Origin of the sequence: Mesorhizobium yinganensis (genome assembly GCF_040081985.1) — a bacterium.
In the GTDB taxonomy this organism is placed as follows: domain Bacteria; phylum Pseudomonadota; class Alphaproteobacteria; order Rhizobiales; family Rhizobiaceae; genus Kumtagia; species Kumtagia yinganensis.
Genome location: NZ_JBEBMH010000006.1, coordinates 160,999 through 183,726, shown reverse-complemented (window position 1 = coordinate 183,726; position 22,728 = coordinate 160,999). Strand labels below are relative to the sequence as shown.

The following is a 22,728-nucleotide window of genomic DNA, read 5'->3' as shown; positions in this document are numbered from 1 at the left end:
GCGGCGAACCGGACGGCGTTCCTCTTCGATAGCGGAGGGCGACTGGCGCGAGGCTTCAGAGAACCAAAAGGTCCGTTCCCAATTTGGTGATCGGACGGAGACTCGATTGGCCTGCTTTTGATCGCAGCGGATGTCATTTTTGATTTCGGCGAGCGCCAAAACATGATTTGCTCAAAACCGGCGGGGCGCACTTGGGAGAATCCCCATGGGTGCCATTGAACGACATAACGCAATGCCAAGACCCCGTGTGTCCGTGAGGCCGCCTTTGGCTACGGGCGACGCTCCAAGACCTTTCGTGGGCGGGACCGTCGGATCAGGATCCACGCCCAAATCTCGCCCGTCGCGCAGCCGCTTTGACCTTGCGGCTGTCCGGATGTGGCTAAAGGGTTTGGTTCGGACCTAGAGCGGCCGCTTGCCTCCGCCGCAGCGGGCGGGCGCTCCACGTGCGGATCTCCGGCGCGCATAGCTCGAATTATCGGGTGGTCTAGCCCTGTCCCAGGCCTAACCGCCGTGGCATTTTCGCTTGCGGCAATAACGACCCCATCGCCCTTGCCGCCTTGGCCGGCGCGGCTTCTAGGGCTCCTTCGGGGGGCGCCGCGCCGGTCACGCTGTTCGCTGAAAGTTCGCCGGGCCATATTCACCCCGCCCAGGCCCGGCGATCTTACATTCCCGATTTGGTACATCGGTGCCAGGTTAGGGACTGGCAATCTCATACGAAGCACAGACCGTGCCAGCAAACGTTGCGAAGGAGCCAAGTTTCTGACAAATTTGAGTCGGGATTTCAGGCGCTGCGGAAGGGCGTGCATGGAACAATCGGTTACAGTGCCGCCGGCCCAGCGCAAGCGGGATGTGGAAAGCATTTCCAGTTTCGTGGCGCAGTCGATCGATGATGCGCGGCTCGTGGAAAAGCCGTTCCCGCATCTAGAGTTCGACAGGGTCTTCCCGGACGACGTTTACGAGCGCATCCTTGAGTTGATGCCGCAGTCGGCTGATTATCGGCCGATGCATGGCCGCAGCAAGAAACGCAATTCAAGCGGTGCTCACACGCGCGTCAAGATCGATCTGTTCCCGGAATATATCCGCCACCTGCCGCCGGAGAAACGTGCATTCTGGAACGCTGTCGGCAAGGCACTGCGGTCGGACAAAGTTCTGGAGGCCCTGAGGCGACGCTTGGCTCCCGCCTTAGAGAGCCGCCATGGCGCCGGCTCCAATAGGGTGGGGATGTTTCCGATTCCGGTGCTGACGAGGGATATACCAGGTTACTCCATCTCGCCGCATCCCGACACTCACTGGAAGGGCATCACGGTACAGCTCTACCTGCCTCCTGACGACAGTCACGCCAACATCGGAACCGTGTTCCACGACGTGCTGCCGAACGGCAAACTTGCGCGGAGCACGCAAATGCGCTTTGCGCGCAATTGCGGTTATGCGTTCGCAGTCGACACGGATACCTGGCATTCGGCCGACAAAGTGCCCCCGGATGTGAAGTCGCGCGATTCGATCCTGCTCACTTATTTTGTCGATCAGGGTCCGCTGCGCATCCTGCGCAATCGAGGCAAGCGCCTCGGCAACTTCGTGCTCAACGAACTGCGCCAGTACTTCTAGCAGGCTACGGAAGAAGGGCCGCTGCTGGCACTGGGCTTGCTCAACGTAAGACCCACCTGATTGCCGCCGTGATCGAGGAAGGGATCAAGCCCCTGTCAGGCGTCTCGATCCTGACAAACCTTGCGACGAATTCGGGCGGTCCGGCGTCGTCGAATCAAAGCTTGCGGGCGGACTCCTCGGTTTTGATGTTGGATTTTGACCGTTATTGACCGAATTTGGCGTTACAAAGAATTTTCACCTTGCAATTCTGTTGCAAAGTTCCATAGTGAGGGTGGGGAAACGCTCAGGCGGGTTCGTCCAGTTTTCATCCAGGCAATGGCAGGTTTGCGATGAGGCGCGTTGTTACCGTGGGGATTGCCGGGCGGCACGTCGAAGTGACCGTTTCCCAACCTGACGGAAATGTCTGGACCGCTTGCGGCGAATTCGCCGATCGCGAGATCGTCACCGTCGATCGCAGCTTGGACGGCGCTGTGGCTCGCTGGTGCGCCAACGCAGCCGAGGGCACGATAGTGCTAAGGGCTGCATAGTCCATGCGCTGCAGCTTTCGCTAGGACCATTTTTGCGCTGTGGGTTCCAGTCCAGCCGGGCTTCTTTCAAGACCGCAATAGCACATTCAGACATCTGCGACGCTGTGGTTCAGCGGCCGCAAACGGTTGTCGAGGGCGGGAAACTCCAAACGCGTTGCCGCGCCGTTTGTAGCCCGGCCCCCGGCCCGGGCAAGTGGGGGGCGCAAAGCGTCGGTCAGGCATCCTCCTCCACAAACACTTCGTCGCGCTTCTTGCGCACCGACGGCAGCAGGACGATCACCAGCACCGCGACCGCGGCTGCCAGCAGCAACGCGCTAATCGGGCGGGTGACGAATGTCGACGGGTCGCCGCGCGAAAGAATCATGGCGCGGCGAAGATTTTCCTCCAGCAGCGGCCCGAGCACGAAGCCCAGAAGCAGTGGCGCCGGCTCGCAGCGCAGCTTCAGCAGGAAATAGCCGAGCAGTCCGAAGAAGGCGACGACATAGAGGTCCCAGACATTAGAATTCACCGAATAGACGCCGATCGAGCAGAACGCCATGATCGTCGGGAACAGCACGTAATAGGGAACCTTCAGCAGCTTCACCCACAGACCGATGAGCGGCAGGTTGAGGATGATGAGCAGCAAATTGCCGATCCACATGGAGGCGATCAGCCCCCAGAACAGGTCGGGGTTTTCGGCGGCGACGTTGGGTCCGGGCACGATGCCCTGGATGATCATCGCGCCGATCATGAGCGCCATCACCGGGTTGGCGGGAATGCCCAGCGTCAGCATCGGGATGAACGAGGTCTGGGCGCCGGCATTGTTGGCCGATTCCGGTCCGGCGACGCCGGCGAGCGCCCCCTTGCCGAATTCCTCCGGTCGGTCGGAGGCGCGCTTCTCGATCGTGTAGGAGGCGAAGGCGGCGAGCACCGCGCCGTTGCCGGGCAGGATGCCGAGCAGGGAGCCGAGCGCCGTGCCCCGCAGGATCGGCGCGGTCATGCGCCGGAAGTCCTCGCGGGTCGGCATCAGGCCTGTGACCTTCGCCATCAGCACCTCGCGGGTGCGTTCGTCTTCCAGGTTGCGCAGGATCTCGGCGATGCCGAACAGGCCGACGGCAATGGCGACGAAGTTCAACTGGTCGCCGAGCTGGTAGAGACCGAAGTTCAGGCGCGGCGCGCCGGAAATCACGTCCTGGCCAACCAGGCCAAGCAACAGGCCGAGCACCACCATGGCGATTGCCTTGATCACCGATCCATGCGCCAGCGCCACTGACATGACGAGGCCGACGACCATCAGCGACGTGTATTCGGCGGCGCCGAATTTGAGGGCCATCGCGGTCAGCGGCGGCGCGAACAGCGCGATCAGCACCGTGGCGATGGTTCCGGCAACGAAAGAGCCAATCGCGGCGGTGGCCAGCGCCACGCCGGCGCGGCCGTTGCGCGCCATCTGGTAGCCGTCGATCGCGGTGACGGCGGAGGAGGATTCGCCCGGCATGTTGATCAGGATCGCCGTGGTCGAGCCGCCATATTGCGCGCCGTAATAGATGCCGGCGAGCATGATCAGCGAGGAGACGGGATCGCCGATCTGGAAGGTGATCGGCAGAAGCATGGCGATGGTCGCGGTGGCGCCGATGCCCGGCAGCACGCCGATCAGGGTGCCGAGCAGCACGCCGATCAGGCAGAAGCCGATATTGGCGAGTGTCGAGGCGGTAGCGAAGCCAAGCGCGAGGTTCGAGAACAGGTCCATGATCCGCCTCCCGTCAGCGCAGCCAGGGTCCGATGCGCTCGAACGGAAGGCCGAGCCCGTAGCTGAACACCGCCGTCGAGAAGACGGTGAGCGCGACGGCCAGCACGACGGCCATCCACAGCTTCATGCGGTAGGAGGCGAAGGAAGCGAACAGCGAGGTGATGAACACCGAGCCGATGAAACCCAGCCCGCGCACGGTGAGGCCGAAGATCAGCGGCGACAGCAGGATGAACAGCATGCCCCGCCAGGCGATGCGCCCCGCCGGCTCGCCTTCCGTGCGTGCCGCCTGGACGAGGATGATGGCGCCGAGCAGCACCAGCAGGCCCGACAGCACCAGCGGCAGCCCGCCGGGACCGATGCGCAGCCATGACCCCAGGTCGACCGTCAGCGACTGGTAGCCGAAGATGAGCCCGGAGAGGATGAAGAACCCGCCGCACAGCGCGTTGGTCCGGTCGAAAGTCAGCGAATTCATCGTTTCTCCCCTTTGCTTGCCATGCCGCGGCCTCGAGCCCGGCTCTCCTCGGCCTGCATGATTTCACGTTGCCGTTGCCGCGCAAGTCACGCTGCGGCCATGTGCTGAAGGGCTGCCCTTTTTATCGGCGGGCGAGATGTCGCTTCCGCAAAGGGCAGGGCGCTTATTAGACCCACTGTGCCGAGTGATCCTCACCGCCTCGTCTACTGCGAGACGCCGAGGCATCACCCCCACTCCGCCTCGCTACGCTCGCCACCTCTCCCCCTGCCCCGGGGGAGAGGAAACGCGCTGCCGCGATACCGGCGCTTCTCCACCTTGGGTTCCTCACCCCCGGGCAGGGGGAGAGGTGGCCCGAAGGGCCGGAGTGGGGGTCGTGCCTCTCCGAAACGGCGAAGCCGGATCGGAGAGGATAATGTCGATAAGCTATTGCCTGCCTCAAATAGGGCTAGGGCTCGAAGAGCCAATGTCTGCCCCATGCAACCGCCCCAATCGGCAGACGGCAGCAAAACTTAGTCGGCGTATTGGCCGGCTGCCTCGATGATCGGCTTCCAGCGGGTGATTTCGCTTTCCAGCTTGGCCTTCAGCGCCGCCGGCGTGGCGTCGGACTCGGGCGACGGCGTGGTGCCGAGTTCGGCGAAGCGGGCGACCACGTTCGGGTCCTTCAGCGCCAGTTGCAGCGATTTCGACAGTCGTTCGGTGACCTCTGCCGGCGTGCCCTTCGGCGCGTAGAGCCCGTGCCAGACGGCGACCTGCATGCCGGGCAGCCCGCCTTCGTCCGTGGTCGGCACGTCCGGCAGCACGTCGAGGCGCTTCGGGGTGGTGACGGCGTAAGCCTTGATCGTACCGCCGAGGATCTGCTTGGTAGTGTTGGTGGTCTGGTCGCACATGATGTCGACTTGCCCCCCGAGCAGGTCGGTCATGGCTGGGCCGGTGCCCTTGTACGGCACGGTCACCAGCGGCGTGTCGATCGCCGACATGAACAGCATGCCGCAGAGATGCGAGGCGGCGCCGATGCCGGCATTGGCAACGGTCACCTTGTCCGCGTTGGTCTTGGCGTATTCGACGAGGCCCTTTAGGTCGGTGGGTTCGAAATCCTTGCGTGCCACGATGGTCATCGGCACTTCGGTGACCAGGCCGACATATTCGAAGGCGTTCAGCGTGTCGTAGGCGAGTTTTCTATAGAGCGTGGCCGATGTCGCCATGCCTATATGGTGGAGGAGCAGCGTGTAGCCGTCCGGATCGGCCGAGGCCACGCGCCCGGCGCCCAGCGTGCCGCCGGCGCCGCCGACATTTTCTACCACGATCTGCTGGCCAAGATCCTTCGACATCGCCTCCGCGACAAGCCGCGTGACCGTATCGGTCGGGCCGCCCGCCGCGAAGGGGACGACCACGGTGATCGTCCGTTCCGGATAGGTCTGGGCATCGGCCGAATACGCGGCCATCGTGAACGAGGCGGCGACGGCAAGGGTCGTGAGCAGTTTTTTCATGAAAGTCCTCCCTGGGCTTTAAGACATACACCCGGCCGGATCGCGAAGCAGTCCTCCCTGAACCGGCGGCGAATGCGCTATTGAAATGACGCTTCATGCCGAGAATGCAATGTCGCGGGCGGATTTCGCGCTCGCTATGTGCCAGTATCCCGGGGATCTCGGGTGGAAGTCGAAACATCACGCCATCGACATGGGTGGAAATCCACCCATGTCGGCGCGTCAGGGCGTCGGGAGACCGAAACTCAGTACGGCTTTTCCTCGACCGTGTGATCATGGCTATCGAGCCCGTATTTCTTCATCTTCTCGTAAAGCGTCTTGCGCCCGATCCCCAGGCTTTCATAGACGGGCTTCAGGCTTCCGTTATGCGCGGCGAGCGCGCGCTCGATCAGCTTGCGTTCGTAGTCCGAGATGCGCTCGGCCAGCGTCTTTTCTGGGTCATCCCCGTCGGCGGCTTCTTCCCTAGGTTGAAGACCGAGGCCGAGCACGAAACGGTCGGCCGTGTTGCGCAACTCTCGCACATTGCCCGGCCAGTCGCGGCGGGCGATGTCGGTGATCACCGCGGGTGGCACCTCGACCTTGTCGCGGCGATAGCGCGCACTGGCCTCGTTCACCAGATGCAGGAAAAGCAGGGGCACATCCTCCAGCCGAGCCCTGAGCGCGGGCACGCGCAGGGTCACCACATTCAGCCGGTAGAGCAAGTCGGCGCGAAAACGCCCGGCGGCTGCTTCTGCCTCCAGATCGGCCTTGCTGGTGGCGATGAAACGCACGTCGAGCGGCACCGCCTCGTTGGAGCCGAGGCGGGTGATGCTGCGGTCCTGGATGACGCGCAGCAGCCTGGCCTGCAACTCGAACGGCATGGAGCCGACCTCGTCGAGCAGCACCGTGCCGCCGCGCGCATGCTCGAATTTTCCGAAGCGCGCCCGCAAAGCACCGGGGAAGGCGCCCGCTTCATGGCCGAACAACTCGCTTTCGATCAAAGCCTCGGGCAGGGCGGCGCAGTTGATGACGATGAAGGGTTTCATGGCCCGCTGGCTGATGTCGTGCAGCGCCCGCGCGGCGACCTCCTTGCCTGTGCCGGTGTCGCCGATGATCAGCACGTCGGCATCCGTCGCCGCGACAGCGCGGATGCGGTAGCGCAGGTCGACCATGACAGCGGTACGGCCGGGAAGCCGCGCCTCGATGTCGTCGCGTTTTCCAGCGACCGCGCGAAGCTCGCGATTTTCCAGGACCAGCCGCCGGCGGTCCATGGCGCGCCCTGTCATGTCGGCCAGATGCTGCGGTGTGAAAGGCTTTTCGATGAAGTCGTAAGCGCCTTCGCGCATCGCTCGCACCGCAAGCTGGACGTCGCCATGGCCCGTCGTCAGGATTACCGGAATGTCCGGGTCGATCTCGCGGATGCGGCCCATCAGAGTCATACCGTCCATGCCGGGCATGCGGATGTCAGTTATGACGACGCCGTTGAAACCCTGGCTGACGAAGTCCAGCGCCCGGCCGCCGGAGGCGAAATCGCGCACGGCAAAGCCAGACAGATCGAGCGACTGGGCGACGGAACGCCGCAACTCGTCCTCGTCGTCGACGAGCAGGATGGTCGGCGCCTTCATTCAGCGGCCTCGGCAAGGGAGGAACCGGCTACGTCAAGCACGATGGTGAAAACCGCTCCGCCCTCCGGATGATTGGCGGCTGAAAGGCTTCCGCCGAAATCCTTGACGATGTTGTAGGAGATGGAGAGCCCGAGTCCCAGTCCGTTGCCGACGCCTTTCGTGCTGAAGAACGGGTCGAAGATGCGGTCGAGAATGGCCGGCGGCACGCCCGGCCCATGATCGCGTACCACGATTGACACCTTGCCGCCCTCGCGGCGTGCCGACAGTGCGATGGTGCGGTTTTCTTGTCCCTCCACGGCGTCCGCCGCATTCGAGATGACGTTGACCAGCACCTGCTGAAGGCGCACGGCGCCGGCGATCACGACCGGCGGGTCCGAGTCGAGATCAACCAAGAGGAGCGCTCCGGCGTTTTTCAGGCGGCTGCCGACGATTTCCAGCGTGTCGGCGATGGCTTCAGCCAGTGACACAGGTCCAAGCTTCTGATTGGGTTTGCGGGCGAAGTTGCGCAGGTGGCGGCTGATAGTGGCCATGCGGTCCGCGAGGCTGGAGATCCGCGAGACGTTGTCGCGCGCCTCCGCCGCCCGGTTACGGTCGATCAGCACCGCGGCGTTGTCGGCATAATTCTTCACGGCGGCCAGCGGCTGGTTGAATTCGTGGCTGAGTGCCGCCGACATTTGGCCGAGCGCCGCAAGTTTGCCAGCCTGGACCAGATCGGCCTGCGTCTGCCTAAGTCGTTGCTCGGTCACGCGCCGTTCGGCGATCTCCAGTTCGAGCTGCTCATTGACCGCCTCCAGGTCGGCGGTGCGCTCCTCGACACGCCGCTCCAGCTCGGCACGGGCACTTTTCTGCATCGCCATGCGCTCGGCGAGCCGCGAGCGCCGTTGCAGGACGATGGCGCCGAGCAGCGCCGCGAGTCCGAGCAGCAGTAGGGCGGCGATCATGGTGGTCAGCGCCTGCCCGCGGGCCGACGCCGTGTCGGTCAGCACGCTTACCGTCCAGCCCGCGTTCGGCATGTCTTCCGAAAGCTCCAGAAATTCGCGCGAGCCGCGCTCCCCGGCGATCGTCTGGAAATAATGCCCGGCCTCCGGCATCCCTCGCGACACTGGCAGTTCGCGCAGCACCGCGTTGGCATAGCGGCGCGATTCGGCGGTGCGGGCGAGACGATCTTGGGTCAGCGGCTTGATGCTGGCATAGAGCCAGTCGGGCCTGCCGCTCATGAAGATGATGCCTTCGGGGTCGGTGACGATGATCTCGTTGTTGCCGCCTCTCCACGATGCCTCGACTGCGTCAATATCGACCTTGAACACCACGACGCCGCGAACGGAATTATCGAGCATCACCGGCGCCGAAAAATAATAGCCGCGCTTCAGCGAGGTCGTGCCGAGGGCAAAGAAACGGCCGAGTTTTCCGGCCATTGCGTCCTGGAAATAGGGCCGATAGGTGAAATTCTCGCCGACGAAGCTGATTTCGCTGTCATGGTTGCTGGCGGCGATCGTCTCGCCGTCGGTCTTCATGACGTAGACGTCGGACGAGTCGAGAAGCGCATTGATCTCCTTGAGATAGGCGTTGGCCTCGGCGCGCAGCGCCGGATCATCCGGTTCGGCAAGCAACTCGCGAATGAGTTCCTGGTCGGCGATAAGCCTCGGCAGCGGCTCATAGCGGCGCATCTGTCCCGATAGCGCGGCGACCGCCAGCCGCAAGGTCGTCTGGCCGCGAGACGCGGCTTCGTCCAGTGCCGAGCGGGTGGCGAAGCGATGGACCGATAAGGCAATCAGCGCGGCGGTAGCCGCCAACAGCACGGCGATCCAAACGCCCCGTCCGCTGAAAAACCTCGAAACCATCGACCACCATTGCCCAGGCCGTGCCGGAAGACAGTATAAGCCAGGCGGCAGTCGATACAATCGGCGGATCAATAGGCGAGTATTCCGCACGGAACTGGTAATCTTCGCCACGGCTTGGCAATGTGTCGGAAAATGGAGTCGCCCGACTGATGGCCCGTACCCCGGCACCCCGATTCGAGAAACCGAAATCCTGGCAGGAGAACGCGACGCTGCTGGTCGACGTCGCCACGGGGCGCAAGCCGGCCGATCTGGTCGTGCGCAACGGCCGCTGGGTCAATGTGCATTCCGGCGAGGTCATCCCCGGCACCGACCTTGCCATCGTCGGCGGGCGTTTCGCCTATTGCGGCCCGAATGCCGGCCACGCCATCGGCAAGGGCACCAAGGTCGTCGATGCCGGCGGGCGCTATTTGGTGCCAGGCCTGTGCGACGGCCACATGCATGTCGAGAGCGGCATGGTCACCGTCACCGAATTCTGCCGCGCCGTCATCCCGCACGGCACCACCTCGATGTTCGTCGACCCGCACGAGATCGCCAATGTGCTGGGGCTGGACGGCGTGCGGCTGATGCATGACGAGGCGGTCGACATGCCGGTCAACGTGCATGTGCAGATGCCGTCCTGCGTTCCCTCCGCACCGGGGCTGGAGCATGCGGGGGCGGCGCTGTCTGTCGCGGATGTCGCCGAGGCGATGACCTGGCCGAACATCATCGGTCTCGGCGAAGTGATGAATTTTCCAGGTGTCATCGCCAATAACGAGGTGATGTCCGGAGAGATCGCCGAGACGGTGAAAGCCGGCAAGGTCGTCGGCGGCCATTATGCCTCGCCCGATCTCGGCCCGGCCTTCCACGGCTATGTCGCCGGCGGACCGGAGGACGATCATGAGGGCACGCGCGCCGAGGACGCCATCGCCCGCATCCGCCAGGGCATGAAGGCGATGCTGCGGCTGGGGTCAGCCTGGTACGATGTCGCGGCGCAGATCAAGGCTGTGACCGAGCAGGGGATCGACCCGCGCAACTTCATCCTGTGCACGGACGACAGCCATTCCGGCACACTGGTGCATGAGGGGCACATGGACCGCGTGGTCCGCCATGCCATCGCCCAGGGGCTGAAGCCGGTGACCGCGATCCAGATGGCGACCATCAACACCGCCGAGCATTTTCGGCTGGGCCGCGAGATCGGTTCGATCGCTCCGGGCCGGCTGGCGGACTTTTTGATTGTTTCCGACCTGCCCACCTTGAAAATCGACGAGGTTTTCGCGCGCGGCGTCAAGCTGGCGAAGGATGGCAGGCTGGTCGTCGAGATTCCGGCCTACGATTATCCGAAGAAGGCCAAAAACACGGTCAAACTCGGCAAGAAGCTGAAGGCCGCTGATTTCGATATCGCTGCGCCCACGGGTGCCAACGAGGTGAGGGCGCGTGTCATTGGCGTCATCGAGAACCAGGCGCCGACCCGCGCGCTCGAGGCCGATCTCGGCGTCGAGGACGGGCTTGTGGCCATGGACCGGGCAAACGACGTCTGCCAGATCGCGCTTGTCGAGCGGCATCGCGGCACCGGCCTCGTCACCAACGCCTTTGTCTCCGGTTTTGGCTACGTCAAGGACTGCGCCATCGCCTCGACCGTCGCGCATGACAGCCACCACATGATCGTCGTCGGCACCAACAAGGCGGACATGGCGATGGCCGCCAACCGGCTCGGCGAGATCGGTGGCGGCGTGGTGCTGATCTCGCAAGGCAAGGAATTGGCGCTGGTGGAGATGCCGATTGCCGGGCTGATGTCGGACGAGCGCGCCGAGATCGTCGCGGAGAAGGCGGACAGACTGACCAAAGCCATGCGCGACATGGGTTGCAGCCTGAACAACGCCTACATGCAGCACTCGCTGCTGGCGCTGGTCGTCATCCCCGAACTGCGCATTTCCGACGTCGGTTTGGTTGATGTTACGACCTTCCAGAAGGTGGACCTGTTCCTCTGAAAGGCTCCGGGCCTATTGCCCGACCGCGATGCGCACCACGTTGATCGGCGTGGTGATGATGACTTCCGCCGCCGAAGACAGCGTGCCGGTGATGCCGCGCGTCAACGAGGCCACACGCTCGTCTGCCTCTTCCTGGTTGGTGACCAGGCTGCTGTTCTGCTTCAGCCGCGCGCCCAGAATCTGGATCAGTACCGGATTGTCGGCGAACTTCGTATGGTTCAGGCGGTCTCCTGAATTGACTTTTGACAAGTCCACGGCGATGACGCCGAGCTTGGCGAGATCGGCGGCGTTGCCGTAGTCGCCGACCCGCGGCTGGGCGCCGGCGATGAAGCCGGAGATGCGAAGCGCCCGGTCGTCGTTGGACAGGAACAGGATGAACGGCTTGTCCGGCACGCCGTAGCGCGCCATCTGCGACTTGAAGACGTCGACGTCGATGTCCGGAGACGCCAGCACAACGTCGCCCAGCCGGTTGCCGAGATCGCGGTCGCCCGAGATCGCCAGTTGCCGCAGAGCCTCCATTGTCACCCAGTTGCCCATGGAATGCGCGATGATGTCGATTCGCTTGGCGCCCGCCTTGGCCACCAGCCGCAGCGTCGCCTCGAGCGAATCGCGGGCGGCGCTGGCGCTATTGCTGTCATAGACATAGTCGACCGTGCGGCCGCCCGACGCCCAGGTGAACAGCACCGGCGTGCCCTGATACCCCGCATCGTGGACGATCTGCGTCATCCGGTAGACCGCGCCGTCGAACGCGGTGTTGTAGCCGTGGATGAAGACCAGCGCGCGGCCGTTATGCTTGGCGATGTCGGCGCGCAGGGCCTTGAGGAAGGCTGGCTCGTCATAGGCGGTGACCGATTCCGCGACCATGAATTTCGACGGGTCGGCCGGCTGATCTTTCTTGCGGCGCTCGATCTCGCCGATCTTGTGGATCGCCGGAACGGTGATGTCGACCTTGGCGTAGCTGATTTGCGGCGAGCGCCTGCCGTCGAAGACTTCCTCCGGCCGTTGCGCCTTGTGCCGCGTCGTCGCCACGAAAATCTGGTGGCGCCCGGCAATCTCGTTGGCCGGCACGGCGGTAACCGACGCCGCGATGAGGTCGCGCGTCGCCTGGCCGGCACAGCCGGCAAGGGCAAGCGCGCACGCAACCAGCAGCATCAGTCTCGGCACACGACCCCCGGCCATGATCCCCTCGATGGCGGAAAACGAAACTGGACTGCCTTCTAGCCTTCCATAGGGGCCTGGTCCAGCGCGGGCGCGAAATGCCGTCGCGACAAGCTCAAACGCTTGATTGCGGCCGACACCGCCCTTCCGCGGCGTTGGCGTCGCCGCGCCATTCGTGCGATAGCCCGGATGAAAACCAGACTTGCCGGGAAACACAGGCATGACCGATTTTGTCGAGGGCGTTGCGACAGCGGCCGCAGCACTGCGCGAACTCTTTGCCGAGACGCCTCTGCAGGAGAACCTCTATCTCTCCAACAAGACCGGCGCGCGCATCCTGTTGAAGCGCGAGGATCTTTCGCCGGTGCGCTCCTACAAGATCCGCGGCGCCTTCAATTTCTTCCGCAAGGCCCTTAGGGCGGGGAGCAGGGCTAAACTGTTCGTCTGCGCGTCGGCCGGCAACCACGCCCAGGGTTTTGCCTTCGTCTGCCGGCATTTCGGCAAGCGCGGCGTCGTCTTCATGCCGGTCACGACGCCGCAGCAGAAAATCGACAAGACAAGACATTTCGGCGGCGAGTTCGTCGACATCCGGTTGGTCGGCGACTTCTTCGACGACTGCCTGAAGGCCGCGCTGACCTTCGCGGAGGAAAGCGGCGGGCACATGGTGCCTCCCTTCGATCACAGGGACATCATCGAGGGACAGGCGACGGTCGCCCATGAAATCGCGGCGCAGATGCCGGACGGCGCGATGCCCGACATCGTCGTGCTGCCCGTCGGCGGCGGCGGGCTGGCGGCGGGGGTGACGCGCTATCTCGGCGGACAGGGCAAAAAGCCGCGTTTCATATTCTGCGAGCCGGCCGGAGCGCCCAGCCTCAAGGAAGCACTGACGGCGGGCAGGCGCGTGAAACTCGCGAAGGTCGACAATTTCGTCGACGGCGCGGCGGTGGCCGAGCTCGGTCGTGAGCCGCTGCGTTACCTCAAGGATTTTCCGCCGGATGCGATCCGCCTCATCCCGGAGAACCGTCTCTGCGCTACCATGATCGAGATGTTGAATGTCGAGGGCGTCGTGCTGGAGCCGGCCGGCGCGCTCGCGATCGACGCGCTCAAGGATTTCTCGAAGCGCGAGGTGAAGGGCAAGACCATCGTCGCCGTCGTGTCGGGCGGCAATTTCGACTTCGAACGCTTGCCCGACGTGAAGGAGCGGGCGCTGCGCTTCGAAGGGCTGAAGAAATATTTCGTCTTCCGCTTTCCGCAGCGCCCAGGCGCGCTACGCGATTTCCTGGCGCTGCTGGGCCCCGACGATGACATCGTGCGCTTCGAATATCTGAAGAAATCGGCACGCAATTTCGGCTCGGTGCTGATCGGCATAGAGACGAAGGATTCCAAAAACTTCGGCGTCCTTGCGAAACGATTCCACGAGGCCGGTTGGGCCTATCAGGACATCACCGAGAACGAGACCCTGGCGGGGTTCATCATATGACGGGGAAGACGGTTTTCATCCTTCTGTTCCGCGGCGTCGGTGGCGCGACGCAACTGCCGACCGGGCCGCTGCGCGAGGCGCTTGCCGAGGCCGGGTTCGAGAATGTCGCCACCTACATAAACAGCGGCAATGCCGTGGTTCGTACCAAGCTGTCGCGCGAGAAGACGGTCGCAAAAGTCGCGGAAATCTGCCGGGAAAAATTCGGCTTCACCAAGACGATCCACGCACCGGCGCAGCAAGAATGGTCAAAGCTGATCGCCGACAACCCGTTTCCGGACGCCGTCTCCGTGCCGAAATTCTTGCACGCCGCTGTCCTTGAAAAGGCACCGCAGGACAAGAACGTCGCGGCGATCCGCGCCTATGCGAAGGAGGGCGAAAAAATCGAGATCGTCGGCAAGGTCGCCTATCTCCACACGCCGGCCGGGTTCGGCACATCGAAGATGGCGGAGCGCTTCGACAAATTGATCGGCGTGGAAAACACGGCGCGCAACTGGAATTCCGTGCTGAAGCTGGAGGAACTGGCGAAGAAGGCGGCCAAGGGGTAACGAATCTGCAGAAATGGCCGCCGAACGATCGTCAAACTGGTTGCACATCTTAACCCCGCTGCCCGACCTTGCCGGCGTGTGATGCCTCAAAGCCGCATTCAGCCTTCGGTCAAACACGCGGCCAGCATATCGTCGAGGCGGCTCTTGCTTTGACAGAGCATCCCGAAGAAAACTGGTCCGCGAACGGGCAGGGGCGGACGGCGGTTCCATGAGATCGAATTCTGTCGGGCTTCTTGTCGCCGCATTCGCTGCTTTGGTGTCTCAAGCCAGTAACGCGGCGGCGCAGCAGGCCGGACGCTGGAAAGTATCGACGGGGCGTGAAGCGGCCACCGCGACACTCTACAGCCTGAATACGCTGACCACGGGAACCCGTACGATCGATTATCGTCCGGCGCTCGTTCTGTCTTGCGAGACCCGCCGTTATCCGGTGTGGCGCCAGGCCGTGCGGGTCCGCCAGACGATCTCGGGGGATGGCAGCGTCGGCGTTTCGATCCGCCTCGACAATGGCGGCGCCTTCAACGAGCAATGGGTGCTCGCCGAAAAGAGCCGGGCGGTGCAGACCGACGGGGGCGAACAGGTGGCCCGGCTGTCGCGGGCGCGCCGCCTGAATTTGTCATGGCGGTTCGGCGTCTTTGCAGGCCGCGGCGAGGCGGTATTCGACCTCGCCGGAATCAGCGACACGCTGGCGCAATTGGCCCAGGCCTGCGGCGTCGAAGTCCCCTGACGCCTGCGGATGCACGGCCGAACCTGGCCGACCAAAGGGGATGGAACAAAATTCGAACATATTGGAAAGTGCTGGTAAAACAATGAGATGATCCTCTTGCAAAATGCGAACAAAAGAGGTACAAACTATCAGGGATATCGGATCGGCCGCCCTTCATAGACGACCAAGGGGAATGTATCATGGCGCAAAATACATTGCGGCTTGTTGAGGACAGATCGGTGGATAAATCAAAGGCTCTGGATGCGGCGCTGTCGCAGATCGAGCGGGCTTTCGGCAAAGGCTCGATCATGCGGCTCGGCGCCAATGAGCAGGTTGTCGAGATCGCGACGATTTCGACCGGCTCTCTCGGCCTCGACATCGCGCTCGGCGTCGGCGGGCTGCCGCGCGGACGCATCATCGAGATCTACGGTCCGGAAAGCTCGGGCAAGACGACGATGGCGCTGCACACCGTCGCCGAGGCGCAGAAGAAGGGCGGCATCTGCGCTTTCGTCGACGCTGAACATGCGCTGGATCCGGTCTATGCACGCAAGCTCGGCGTCGACTTGGAGAATCTGCTGATCTCGCAGCCGGACACCGGCGAGCAGGCGCTGGAGATTTGCGACACGCTGGTGCGTTCCGGCGCGATCGACGTGCTGGTGGTCGATTCGGTCGCGGCGCTCACCCCGCGCGCGGAAATCGAAGGCGAGATGGGCGATGCGCTGCCTGGCGCCCAGGCGCGGCTGATGAGCCAGGCGTTGCGCAAGCTGACCGCCACGATCTCGCGTTCCAACACCATGGTTATATTCATCAACCAGATCCGCATGAAGATCGGCGTGATGTTCGGTTCGCCGGAGACGACCACCGGTGGCAACGCCCTGAAGTTCTACGCATCGGTGCGCCTCGACATCCGCCGCATCGGTGCGGTCAAGGACCGCGACGAGGTCGTCGGCAACCAGACCCGCGTCAAGGTGGTTAAGAACAAGCTGGCGCCGCCCTTCAAGCAGGTCGAGTTCGACATCATGTATGGCGAAGGCGTGTCGAAGACCGGCGAACTGGTCGATCTCGGCGTCAAGGCCGGCGTCGTCGAGAAGTCGGGCGCTTGGTTCTCCTACAATTCGCAGCGTCTCGGTCAGGGCCGCGAGAATGCAAAACTGTTCCTTCGCGACAATCCGGATACGGCGCGCGAGATCGAGATGGCGCTTCGCCAGAATGCCGGGCTGATCGCCGAACGGCTGCTGGAAAACGGTTCCGATGGCGGCTTCGACGATGCCGCGGAAATGTGACCGGTTGTCCTCCTGACTGTGTCGACCTGCCGCCGGCCTCGCGCCGGCGGTTCTGTTTTGGAACGGTGCGCCCTGACGGTTGCTTCCCGGCGAAGCTTTCCGCAAGGCTTTGCAGGCGCCTTGCGGTGTTGTGGACACGCTTTGGCACTGCCGCTAAAAGGCCTTTTCCATTCCCCCGCCGCGCGGGATTTCAAAAGGTTTTGGCATGAGTGGCGTCAACGAGATTCGGTCGACCTTCCTCGACTATTTCAGGAAGAACGGTCACGAGGTCGTCGCCTCCAGCCCGCTGGTGCCGCGCAACGACCCGACCTTGATGTTCACCAACGCCGGCATGGTGCAGTTCAAGAACGTCTTCACCGGGCTGGAGACGCGCAACTATTCGCGTGCAACCACCTCGCAGAAATGCGTGCGCGCAGGCGGCAAGCACAACGACCTCGACAATGTCGGCTACACCGCCCGCCATCTCACCTTCTTCGAGATGCTCGGCAATTTTTCCTTCGGCGACTATTTCAAGGAACGCGCCATCGAGCTTGCCTGGAACCTGATCACCAGGGATTTCGGCCTGCCGAAGGACAAGCTGCTGGTCACCGTCTATCACACAGACGATCAGGCGGCCGATCTATGGAAGAAGATCGCCGGCTTCTCCGACGACCGCATCATCCGAATCCCGACATCGGACAATTTCTGGGCGATGGGCGACACCGGTCCGTGCGGCCCCTGCTCGGAAATCTTCATCGACCGCGGCGAGCACATCTGGGGGGGGCCGCCCGGCAGCCCGGAGGAGGACGGCGACCGTTTCCTCGAATTCTGGAACCTGGTCTTCATGCAATACGAGCAGGTTACGAAGGAAGAGCGCATCGATCTGCCGCGCCCGTCCATCGACACCGGCATGGGCTTGGAGCGCATGGCCTCGATCCTGCAGGGCGTCGACAGCGTCTTCGAGACCGACCTGTTCCGCACCCTAATCGATGCGACAGCCTCGGCGCTCGGGCGCGGGCCGGACAAGGACAACGTCGCCTCGTTTCGCGTCATCGCCGACCATCTGCGGTCGTCCTGCTTCCTGATCGCCGACGGGGTTTTGCCGTCCAACGAGGGCCGGGGCTACGTGCTGCGCCGCATCATGCGCCGCGCCATGCGCCATGGCCAGTTGCTGGGCGCGAACGAACCTCTGATATGGAAACTGGTCCCGGCGCTGCTGCGCGAGATGAGTGCGGCCTATCCGGAACTGGCGCGGGGCGAGGCGCTGATCACGGAGACGCTGAAATTGGAGGAGACCCGCTTCCGCAAGACGCTGGCGCGCGGCATCGCACTGCTCGACGAGGCGACGGCCACGCTCGGCCCGGGCGACATGCTCGACGGCGAGACGGCGTTCAAGCTCCACGACACCTACGGTTTCCCCCTGGATCTGACCCAGGATGCGCTGCGCCAGCGCAGCATCTCCGTCAACCTCGACGGCTTTCAGGATGCAATGGAGCGGCAGAAGGCCGAGGCGCGCAAGAGCTGGGCCGGGTCCGGCGAGGCGGCGACGGAAACCGTGTGGTTCGGCGTGCGCGAAAAGACCGGCGCCACCGAGTTTTTGGGTTACGACACCGAGCAGGCTGAGGGCATCGTGCTGGCGCTGGTCAGGGACGGCGCGTCGGTCGAAACCGCCTCGACGGACGAGACCGTCGGCCTGGTCGTCAACCAGACGCCGTTCTACGGCGAATCCGGCGGCCAGATGGGCGACACGGGAACGATCTCGGGCGAGGGTTTCCGCTTCGAGGTGACCGACACGCAGAAGAAGGGCGACGGCCTGTTCGTGCATTTCGGCAAGGTCGCGGAAGGCGCCGTGCGTGTCGGCGCGTCCGCCGAACTCAAGGTCGACCATGCGCGCCGCTCCGGCCTGCGCGCCAACCATTCCGCAACCCATCTGATCCACGAGGCGCTGCGCGAAATCCTCGGAACCCATGTCGCCCAGAAGGGATCGCTGGTGGCGCCCGACCGGCTGCGCTTCGACATCTCGCACAACAAGCCGATTTCGCCCGAGGAAATCGAGCAGGTCGAGCATATGGCCAACGAGATCGTCGTGCAGAACTGCCCGGTCTCAACGCGGCTGATGTCGGTCGACGATGCGATTGCCGAAGGCGCGATGGCGCTGTTTGGCGAGAAGTATGGTGACGAGGTGCGCGTCGTGTCGATGGGCACTGGCCTGCATGGCGCCAAGTCCAACCGACCCTATTCGGTCGAGCTGTGCGGCGGCACGCATGTCCGCTCCACCGGTGACATCGGCCTCGTGCGCATCCTCTCCGACAGCGCGGTGGCCGCCGGCGTGCGGCGCATCGAGGCGCTGACCGGCGAAGCGGCGCGAAAGCACCTCGACGAGCAGGACCGGCGGCTGAAGGCCATCGCTTCAACTCTCAAGGTCGCCCCGGCGGAGGCGCTGACGCGCGTCGAGGCTCTCGTCGAGGAGCGCAGGAAGCTTGAGCGCGAATTGACCGACGCCCGCAAGAAGCTGGCGCTGGGCGGTGGCGGCAACGATGGCGGTGGCGTGGAGAAGGAATCCGTCGCCGGTGTCGGCTTCCTCGGCAAATCGGTGTCCGGCGTGTCGCCGAAGGATCTGAAGCCGCTCGCGGATGAGGGCAAGAAGAGCCTCGGCTCCGGCGTCGTCGTCTTTGTCGGCGCGGCCGAGGATGGCAAGGCTAGCGTCGTCGTCGCGGTCACCGACGACCTCACAAAACGCTTCAGCGCAGTCGATCTGGTCCGTGTCGCATCCTCCGCGCTGGGCGGCCAGGGCGGCGGCGGCCGTCCCGACATGGCGCAGGCCGGCGGCCCGGATGCAACCCGGTCGGCGGAAGCAATCGCGGCGGTCAAGGCGGCGATGCTTGACGCGTGATTCGCGCCGCCTGGTTCGCCAAGCGCGTATGAGGTGAGCTTGCGCTGGCTGGAAGCAGCCGGCGGCAGGGTTAATCGCTGAAGACCTCGTATTTCTTGATCGCCTCCGCGTTGGCGTTCAGGAACAGCGTTCCGTCATCCTTGAGAACCAAGGCGTCGAGCGGCACGATTATGTCCTCGTCGTCGTCTCTCAGGCCGGACCCGTCCACGAGGTCGACCGCGACCGCAGTAGCCCTGTGCTCGGTCGGCCCCAAGACCTCCTCGATCTCTCCAATCTTGTTTCCGCCTTTGTCGTGAACGTCCATTTCTTCGATGGCATCGACGGTCAGATTGAAAGGGTGAACCACCACTTCGTCGTCAACATCGACCAGCCTAGTCTTGGCATGAGCAACGGTGGATGCGCCCATGAACAGCGTGGCGGCTAAGATGAGAAAACGCATGGTGCGGGTATCCTCGATGGGGTGACAAACAAGGCGCGCCGGGACCAAGCCCGATGCGCCGCGACGCCTTCGAAAGGAGACCCGCGGCGCCGATTTTGGCCGGTCGGCGCAAGTCTCCTGCAATAGCCGTCAGGCCATCGCCTTCTGCAGGTTCTCGTCGACCTTGTCGAGGAAGCCGGTGGTCGAGAGCCAGGGCTGGTCCGGGCCGATGAGCAGCGACAGGTCCTTGGTCATGTAGCCGCTTTCGACCGTCTGGATGCACACCTTTTCCAGCGTGTCGGCGAATTTTTTCAGCGCCGCGTTGTCGTCGAGCTTGGCGCGATGCGCCAGGCCGCGCGTCCAGGCGAAGATCGAGGCGATCGAGTTGGTCGAGGTTTCCTCGCCCTTCTGGTGCTGGCGATAATGGCGGGTCACGGTGCCGTGTGCTGCCTCGGCCTCGACCGTCTTGCCGTCCGGCGTCATCAGCACCGAGGTCATCAGGCCGAGCGAGCCAAAACCTTGCGCCACCGTATCGGACTGAACGTCGCCGTCATAGTTCTTGCAGGCCCAGACATAGCCGCCCGACCATTTGAGCGACGAGGCCACCATGTCGTCGATGAGGCGGTGCTCGTACCAGAGCTTCCTCGCCTTGAACTCGGCCTCGAACTCCTGCTCGTAGACCTCCTGGAAAATGTCCTTGAAGCGGCCGTCATAGGCTTTCAGGATAGTGTTCTTGGTCGACAGGTAGACCGGATAGTTGCGCAGCAGGCCGTAGTTCAGCGAGGCGCGCGCGAACTCGCGGATTGATTCGTCGAGATTGTACATTGCCATTGCAACGCCCGAACCGGGCGCGTCGAACACGTCGTGCTCGATGGTCGTGCCGTCCTCGCCGACGAATTTGATCGTCAACTTGCCCTTGCCGGGGAAGCGAAAGTCGGTGGCGCGATACTGGTCGCCGAAGGCATGGCGGCCGACGATGATCGGCTTGGTCCAGCCCGGCACAAGACGCGGGACGTTCTTCATGATGATCGGCTCGCGGAAGATGGTGCCGCCCAAAATGTTGCGGATGGTGCCGTTGGGCGATTTCCACATCTTCTTCAGCTTGAACTCCTCGACGCGCTGCTCGTCGGGGGTGATCGTCGCGCATTTGACGCCGACGCCGTATTTCTTGATCGCGTTGGCGGAATCGATCGTCACCTGGTCGTTGGTGGCGTCGCGGCTTTCGATGCCGAGGTCGTAATATTCGAGGTTGATGTCGAGATAAGGATGGATCAGCTTGTCCTTGATGAACTGCCAGATGATGCGGGTCATCTCGTCGCCGTCGAGTTCGACGACAGGGTTGGCCACCTTGATCTTCGCCATTGAAAAAGCCTTGCTGTTGGGAGCGGAAACGGCCGTCGCCCGTATGGTTTTGGCCAGGGAATTCGGTTCGTATATCAAAGCATGATCGATTGCGGCAACTTCAATTCGCCGTTTGCCGCGCCGTGTTTCGGAAGAGCAGGAAGACGGCGTAAAGCGTGACGATGCCGGCCATCACGCCGGCCAATCGCGCCAGCGCGGGTTCCTCTGCCACGGTCCATCCCTGGTCCTGTACGAACACCATCAAGAAGGCCACGAGGAACTGCACGCCGATATAGCGGCCTTTCGGATAGAGGGTCTGCAGGAAGGTCGCGGCCCAGACTCCGAGGCCGAGGGCGATCTGGCACCACAGCGGCCGCGCCTCGATCAGCGGCAAAAGCGCCAGTGCCACGAACCCGGCCAGAAGGCATCCGATGAAACGTTGCGCCATGCGCTGGACCACAAGCAGATGCGGGTCGCCAGCGGCCGTGTCGAGCGGAACCACCAGCACGGCCGTCGCCGTCACCATGCCTTGCGCGAACGGGCCGAGGCCCCAGTAGCTGACCGCAGCCGACAGCACGATCATCGCGATGGCCCCCTGCAGGCCGTGAAGTGCCGCGCCCTTGCGGTCGACCGGCGCCTCAGTCAGGCGTCCCGACATCGGCCCCAGCAATTCGTGCCAGCCTTGCCCGCCGCGCAGCATCGCCGCGATCAGCCGTATTTCCACCAGCGCGACGACGAGCAGGCAGCCGGCCGTGCCGACGGCGACGTTGGCCACTCTTTCCAGCGCGAACAGGCCGAGATGGCCCTGCGGATCGACGGCTTCGCACATTACCATCACGAAGGTGATCAGCATCAGCACCCAGGCGTAGCTGTGCCGGTACACCAATGCCGCATAGAGACAGCCCCATGTGGTGAGACACATGATGACAGCAAAGGCGAGAGGGTACGGCGCGATCAGTGGGCCGAGCAGGAGGGCGGCAACAGCCCCGCAGATGGTGCCCAGCATGCGGAGCAGGCCGCGGTAGAGAGATGCGCCGAAACTGTCCTGCATGACCATGATGGCGCTGATGGCCGCCCACCACGTGTCCTGAAGACCGAGCTGGTGAGCGGTGAAGACGGCAAACGCGACCGACACGACCGGTTTTAGCGCGGCCACCGCCGCCGGTCCCGATTGCCCAAACCTGGCGCCGTGCCTGACGAGTAAGGCATGCCAATGCCGCCGGACGTAATGCCATCGGCCTTTTGGGCTCATCGGGGGAGCGCCGTCTATTTTCCGCCCCGAGCCTTCGCCGCAGTGGGTTTCTTCTGCTTCTGCGGCATCGGCCCGACATGCGACGACGCCATCGCAATCCATTCCGCCAGTGCGGTGTCATCGAGGTTCTCGGCGGCGACGATGATGTAGCCCTTCATATCGCGCCCGGTGAAATTCATGCGCGTGGCGCCCGGCCGCGACAGCGCCGCCGCTTCCTGCGCCTCACCGACACGCGCCAGCAGCGTGCCATCCTTCATCGTGCCGACCAGCATGTTGCCGTTCAGCGTGAAGCAGATGCCGCCGAACATGCGAATCTCGCCGACATTGGGGTCGTCGCCGAGTGTTGCGCGTATGCGTTCAGCCAGTTCGCCCGTCATCGTCTGCTCTCCCGGCCTTCATTTTCCGCGTCAACTATGGCAGGGACCGAACTCCGCCGCAAAGCCATCGCATCGA

At 63.6% G+C, this 22,728-nt stretch carries 17 protein-coding genes; 7 read left to right on the top strand and 10 right to left on the bottom strand.

Features of this window, described 5'->3' with window-relative positions; translation table 11 throughout:
- Nucleotides 1-804: 804 nt before the first annotated feature.
- Complete coding sequence (locus tag ABMA59_RS14345) at nucleotides 805-1,605, top strand: hypothetical protein (protein WP_349006043.1); 801 nt, start codon at nucleotides 805-807, stop codon at nucleotides 1,603-1,605.
- A gap of 741 nt (nucleotides 1,606-2,346) precedes the next feature.
- Here ABMA59_RS14345 and ABMA59_RS14340 read toward each other — a convergent pair.
- From ABMA59_RS14340 to ABMA59_RS14320, 5 genes are all read right to left on the bottom strand, one after another.
- Nucleotides 2,347-3,858, bottom strand: a complete 1,512-nt coding sequence (locus ABMA59_RS14340) for a tripartite tricarboxylate transporter permease (RefSeq protein ID WP_349006042.1) — start codon at nucleotides 3,856-3,858, stop codon at nucleotides 2,347-2,349.
- 13 nt (nucleotides 3,859-3,871) lie between these two features.
- Nucleotides 3,872-4,330: a tripartite tricarboxylate transporter TctB family protein gene (locus ABMA59_RS14335; RefSeq protein ID WP_349006041.1), complete on the bottom strand. Its 459-nt coding sequence runs from the start codon at nucleotides 4,328-4,330 to the stop codon at nucleotides 3,872-3,874.
- A gap of 509 nt (nucleotides 4,331-4,839) precedes the next feature.
- Nucleotides 4,840-5,817: a tripartite tricarboxylate transporter substrate-binding protein gene (locus ABMA59_RS14330; protein ID WP_349006040.1), complete on the bottom strand. Its 978-nt coding sequence runs from the start codon at nucleotides 5,815-5,817 to the stop codon at nucleotides 4,840-4,842.
- Nucleotides 5,818-6,059: 242 nt separating this feature from the next.
- Nucleotides 6,060-7,418: a sigma-54-dependent transcriptional regulator gene (locus tag ABMA59_RS14325; protein ID WP_349006039.1), complete on the bottom strand. Its 1,359-nt coding sequence runs from the start codon at nucleotides 7,416-7,418 to the stop codon at nucleotides 6,060-6,062.
- A complete protein-coding gene (locus tag ABMA59_RS14320) occupies nucleotides 7,415-9,259 on the bottom strand; it encodes a sensor histidine kinase (protein ID WP_425475916.1) in 1,845 nt (614 codons plus the stop codon). The genes ABMA59_RS14325 and ABMA59_RS14320 overlap by 4 nt, the downstream gene beginning before the upstream one ends.
- A gap of 149 nt (nucleotides 9,260-9,408) precedes the next feature.
- Here ABMA59_RS14320 and ade point away from each other — a divergent pair, with 149 nt between their 5' ends.
- Nucleotides 9,409-11,226 carry an adenine deaminase gene (gene ade / locus ABMA59_RS14315; RefSeq protein WP_349006037.1) on the top strand — a complete coding sequence of 606 codons (1,818 nt, stop codon included), beginning with the start codon at nucleotides 9,409-9,411 and terminating at the stop codon, nucleotides 11,224-11,226.
- Nucleotides 11,227-11,238: 12 nt separating this feature from the next.
- On the opposite strand, the gene ABMA59_RS14310 is transcribed toward ade, so the two are convergent.
- A complete protein-coding gene (locus tag ABMA59_RS14310; protein WP_349006036.1) occupies nucleotides 11,239-12,405 on the bottom strand; it encodes an alpha/beta hydrolase in 1,167 nt (388 codons plus the stop codon).
- Between the two features lie 199 nt (nucleotides 12,406-12,604).
- Between ABMA59_RS14310 and ilvA the strand changes: the two genes are divergently transcribed.
- The 5 genes from ilvA (at nucleotide 12,605) to alaS (ending at nucleotide 19,264) form a co-directional block, all read left to right on the top strand.
- A complete protein-coding gene (gene ilvA, locus ABMA59_RS14305; RefSeq protein ID WP_349006035.1) occupies nucleotides 12,605-13,861 on the top strand; it encodes a threonine ammonia-lyase IlvA in 1,257 nt (418 codons plus the stop codon).
- Nucleotides 13,858-14,406, top strand: coding sequence for a DUF1697 domain-containing protein (locus tag ABMA59_RS14300; RefSeq protein WP_349006034.1), 549 nt, complete (start codon nucleotides 13,858-13,860; stop codon nucleotides 14,404-14,406). The genes ilvA and ABMA59_RS14300 overlap by 4 nt, the downstream gene beginning before the upstream one ends.
- 208 nt (nucleotides 14,407-14,614) lie before the next feature.
- Entirely contained in the window at nucleotides 14,615-15,130 is a 516-nt protein-coding gene (locus ABMA59_RS14295) for a hypothetical protein (protein ID WP_349006033.1), read from the top strand.
- A gap of 179 nt (nucleotides 15,131-15,309) precedes the next feature.
- Nucleotides 15,310-16,392, top strand: coding sequence for a recombinase RecA (recA, locus tag ABMA59_RS14290; protein ID WP_349006032.1), 1,083 nt, complete (start codon nucleotides 15,310-15,312; stop codon nucleotides 16,390-16,392).
- Nucleotides 16,393-16,597: 205 nt separating this feature from the next.
- The gene (alaS, locus tag ABMA59_RS14285; protein ID WP_349006031.1) at nucleotides 16,598-19,264 is read left to right on the top strand and encodes an alanine--tRNA ligase; all 2,667 of its coding nucleotides are present in this window, start codon (nucleotides 16,598-16,600) and stop codon (nucleotides 19,262-19,264) included.
- Nucleotides 19,265-19,334: 70 nt separating this feature from the next.
- On the opposite strand, the gene ABMA59_RS14280 is transcribed toward alaS, so the two are convergent.
- The 4 genes from ABMA59_RS14280 to ABMA59_RS14265 all read right to left on the bottom strand — a co-directional run bounded on the left by ABMA59_RS14280 (nucleotide 19,335) and on the right by ABMA59_RS14265 (nucleotide 22,652).
- Entirely contained in the window at nucleotides 19,335-19,703 is a 369-nt protein-coding gene (locus ABMA59_RS14280) for a PRC-barrel domain-containing protein (protein ID WP_349006030.1), read from the bottom strand.
- Between the two features lie 129 nt (nucleotides 19,704-19,832).
- Nucleotides 19,833-21,044, bottom strand: a complete 1,212-nt coding sequence (locus ABMA59_RS14275; RefSeq protein ID WP_349006029.1) for an NADP-dependent isocitrate dehydrogenase — start codon at nucleotides 21,042-21,044, stop codon at nucleotides 19,833-19,835.
- A 100-nt stretch (nucleotides 21,045-21,144) separates the two neighbouring features.
- Nucleotides 21,145-22,179 (bottom strand): FUSC family protein, encoded by a 1,035-nt coding sequence (locus ABMA59_RS14270; RefSeq protein ID WP_349006028.1) that lies wholly within the window; start codon nucleotides 22,177-22,179, stop codon nucleotides 21,145-21,147.
- 110 nt (nucleotides 22,180-22,289) lie between these two features.
- A complete protein-coding gene (locus ABMA59_RS14265; RefSeq protein ID WP_349006027.1) occupies nucleotides 22,290-22,652 on the bottom strand; it encodes a TfoX/Sxy family protein in 363 nt (120 codons plus the stop codon).
- Nucleotides 22,653-22,728 lie beyond the last annotated feature (76 nt).

Bases quoted from the DNA above. Each gene is read 5' to 3' on its own strand.
- ABMA59_RS14265 (WP_349006027.1), bottom strand. From the start codon at position 22,652: ATGACGGGCGAACTGGCTGAACGCATACGCGCAACACTCGGCGACGAC.
- ABMA59_RS14340 (WP_349006042.1), bottom strand. From the start codon at position 3,858: ATGGACCTGTTCTCGAACCTCGCGCTTGGCTTCGCTACCGCCTCGACA.
- ilvA (WP_349006035.1), top strand. From the start codon at position 12,605: ATGACCGATTTTGTCGAGGGCGTTGCGACAGCGGCCGCAGCACTGCGC.
- ade (WP_349006037.1), top strand. From the start codon at position 9,409: ATGGCCCGTACCCCGGCACCCCGATTCGAGAAACCGAAATCCTGGCAG.
- ABMA59_RS14280 (WP_349006030.1), bottom strand. From the start codon at position 19,703: ATGCGTTTTCTCATCTTAGCCGCCACGCTGTTCATGGGCGCATCCACC.
- alaS (WP_349006031.1), top strand. From the start codon at position 16,598: ATGAGTGGCGTCAACGAGATTCGGTCGACCTTCCTCGACTATTTCAGG.
- ABMA59_RS14345 (WP_349006043.1), top strand. From the start codon at position 805: ATGGAACAATCGGTTACAGTGCCGCCGGCCCAGCGCAAGCGGGATGTG.
- ABMA59_RS14295 (WP_349006033.1), top strand. From the start codon at position 14,615: ATGAGATCGAATTCTGTCGGGCTTCTTGTCGCCGCATTCGCTGCTTTG.
- ABMA59_RS14320 (WP_425475916.1), bottom strand. From the start codon at position 9,259: ATGGTTTCGAGGTTTTTCAGCGGACGGGGCGTTTGGATCGCCGTGCTG.
- ABMA59_RS14325 (WP_349006039.1), bottom strand. From the start codon at position 7,418: ATGAAGGCGCCGACCATCCTGCTCGTCGACGACGAGGACGAGTTGCGG.
- ABMA59_RS14310 (WP_349006036.1), bottom strand. From the start codon at position 12,405: ATGGCCGGGGGTCGTGTGCCGAGACTGATGCTGCTGGTTGCGTGCGCG.
- recA (WP_349006032.1), top strand. From the start codon at position 15,310: ATGGCGCAAAATACATTGCGGCTTGTTGAGGACAGATCGGTGGATAAA.
- ABMA59_RS14335 (WP_349006041.1), bottom strand. From the start codon at position 4,330: ATGAATTCGCTGACTTTCGACCGGACCAACGCGCTGTGCGGCGGGTTC.
- ABMA59_RS14275 (WP_349006029.1), bottom strand. From the start codon at position 21,044: ATGGCGAAGATCAAGGTGGCCAACCCTGTCGTCGAACTCGACGGCGAC.
- ABMA59_RS14300 (WP_349006034.1), top strand. From the start codon at position 13,858: ATGACGGGGAAGACGGTTTTCATCCTTCTGTTCCGCGGCGTCGGTGGC.
- ABMA59_RS14330 (WP_349006040.1), bottom strand. From the start codon at position 5,817: ATGAAAAAACTGCTCACGACCCTTGCCGTCGCCGCCTCGTTCACGATG.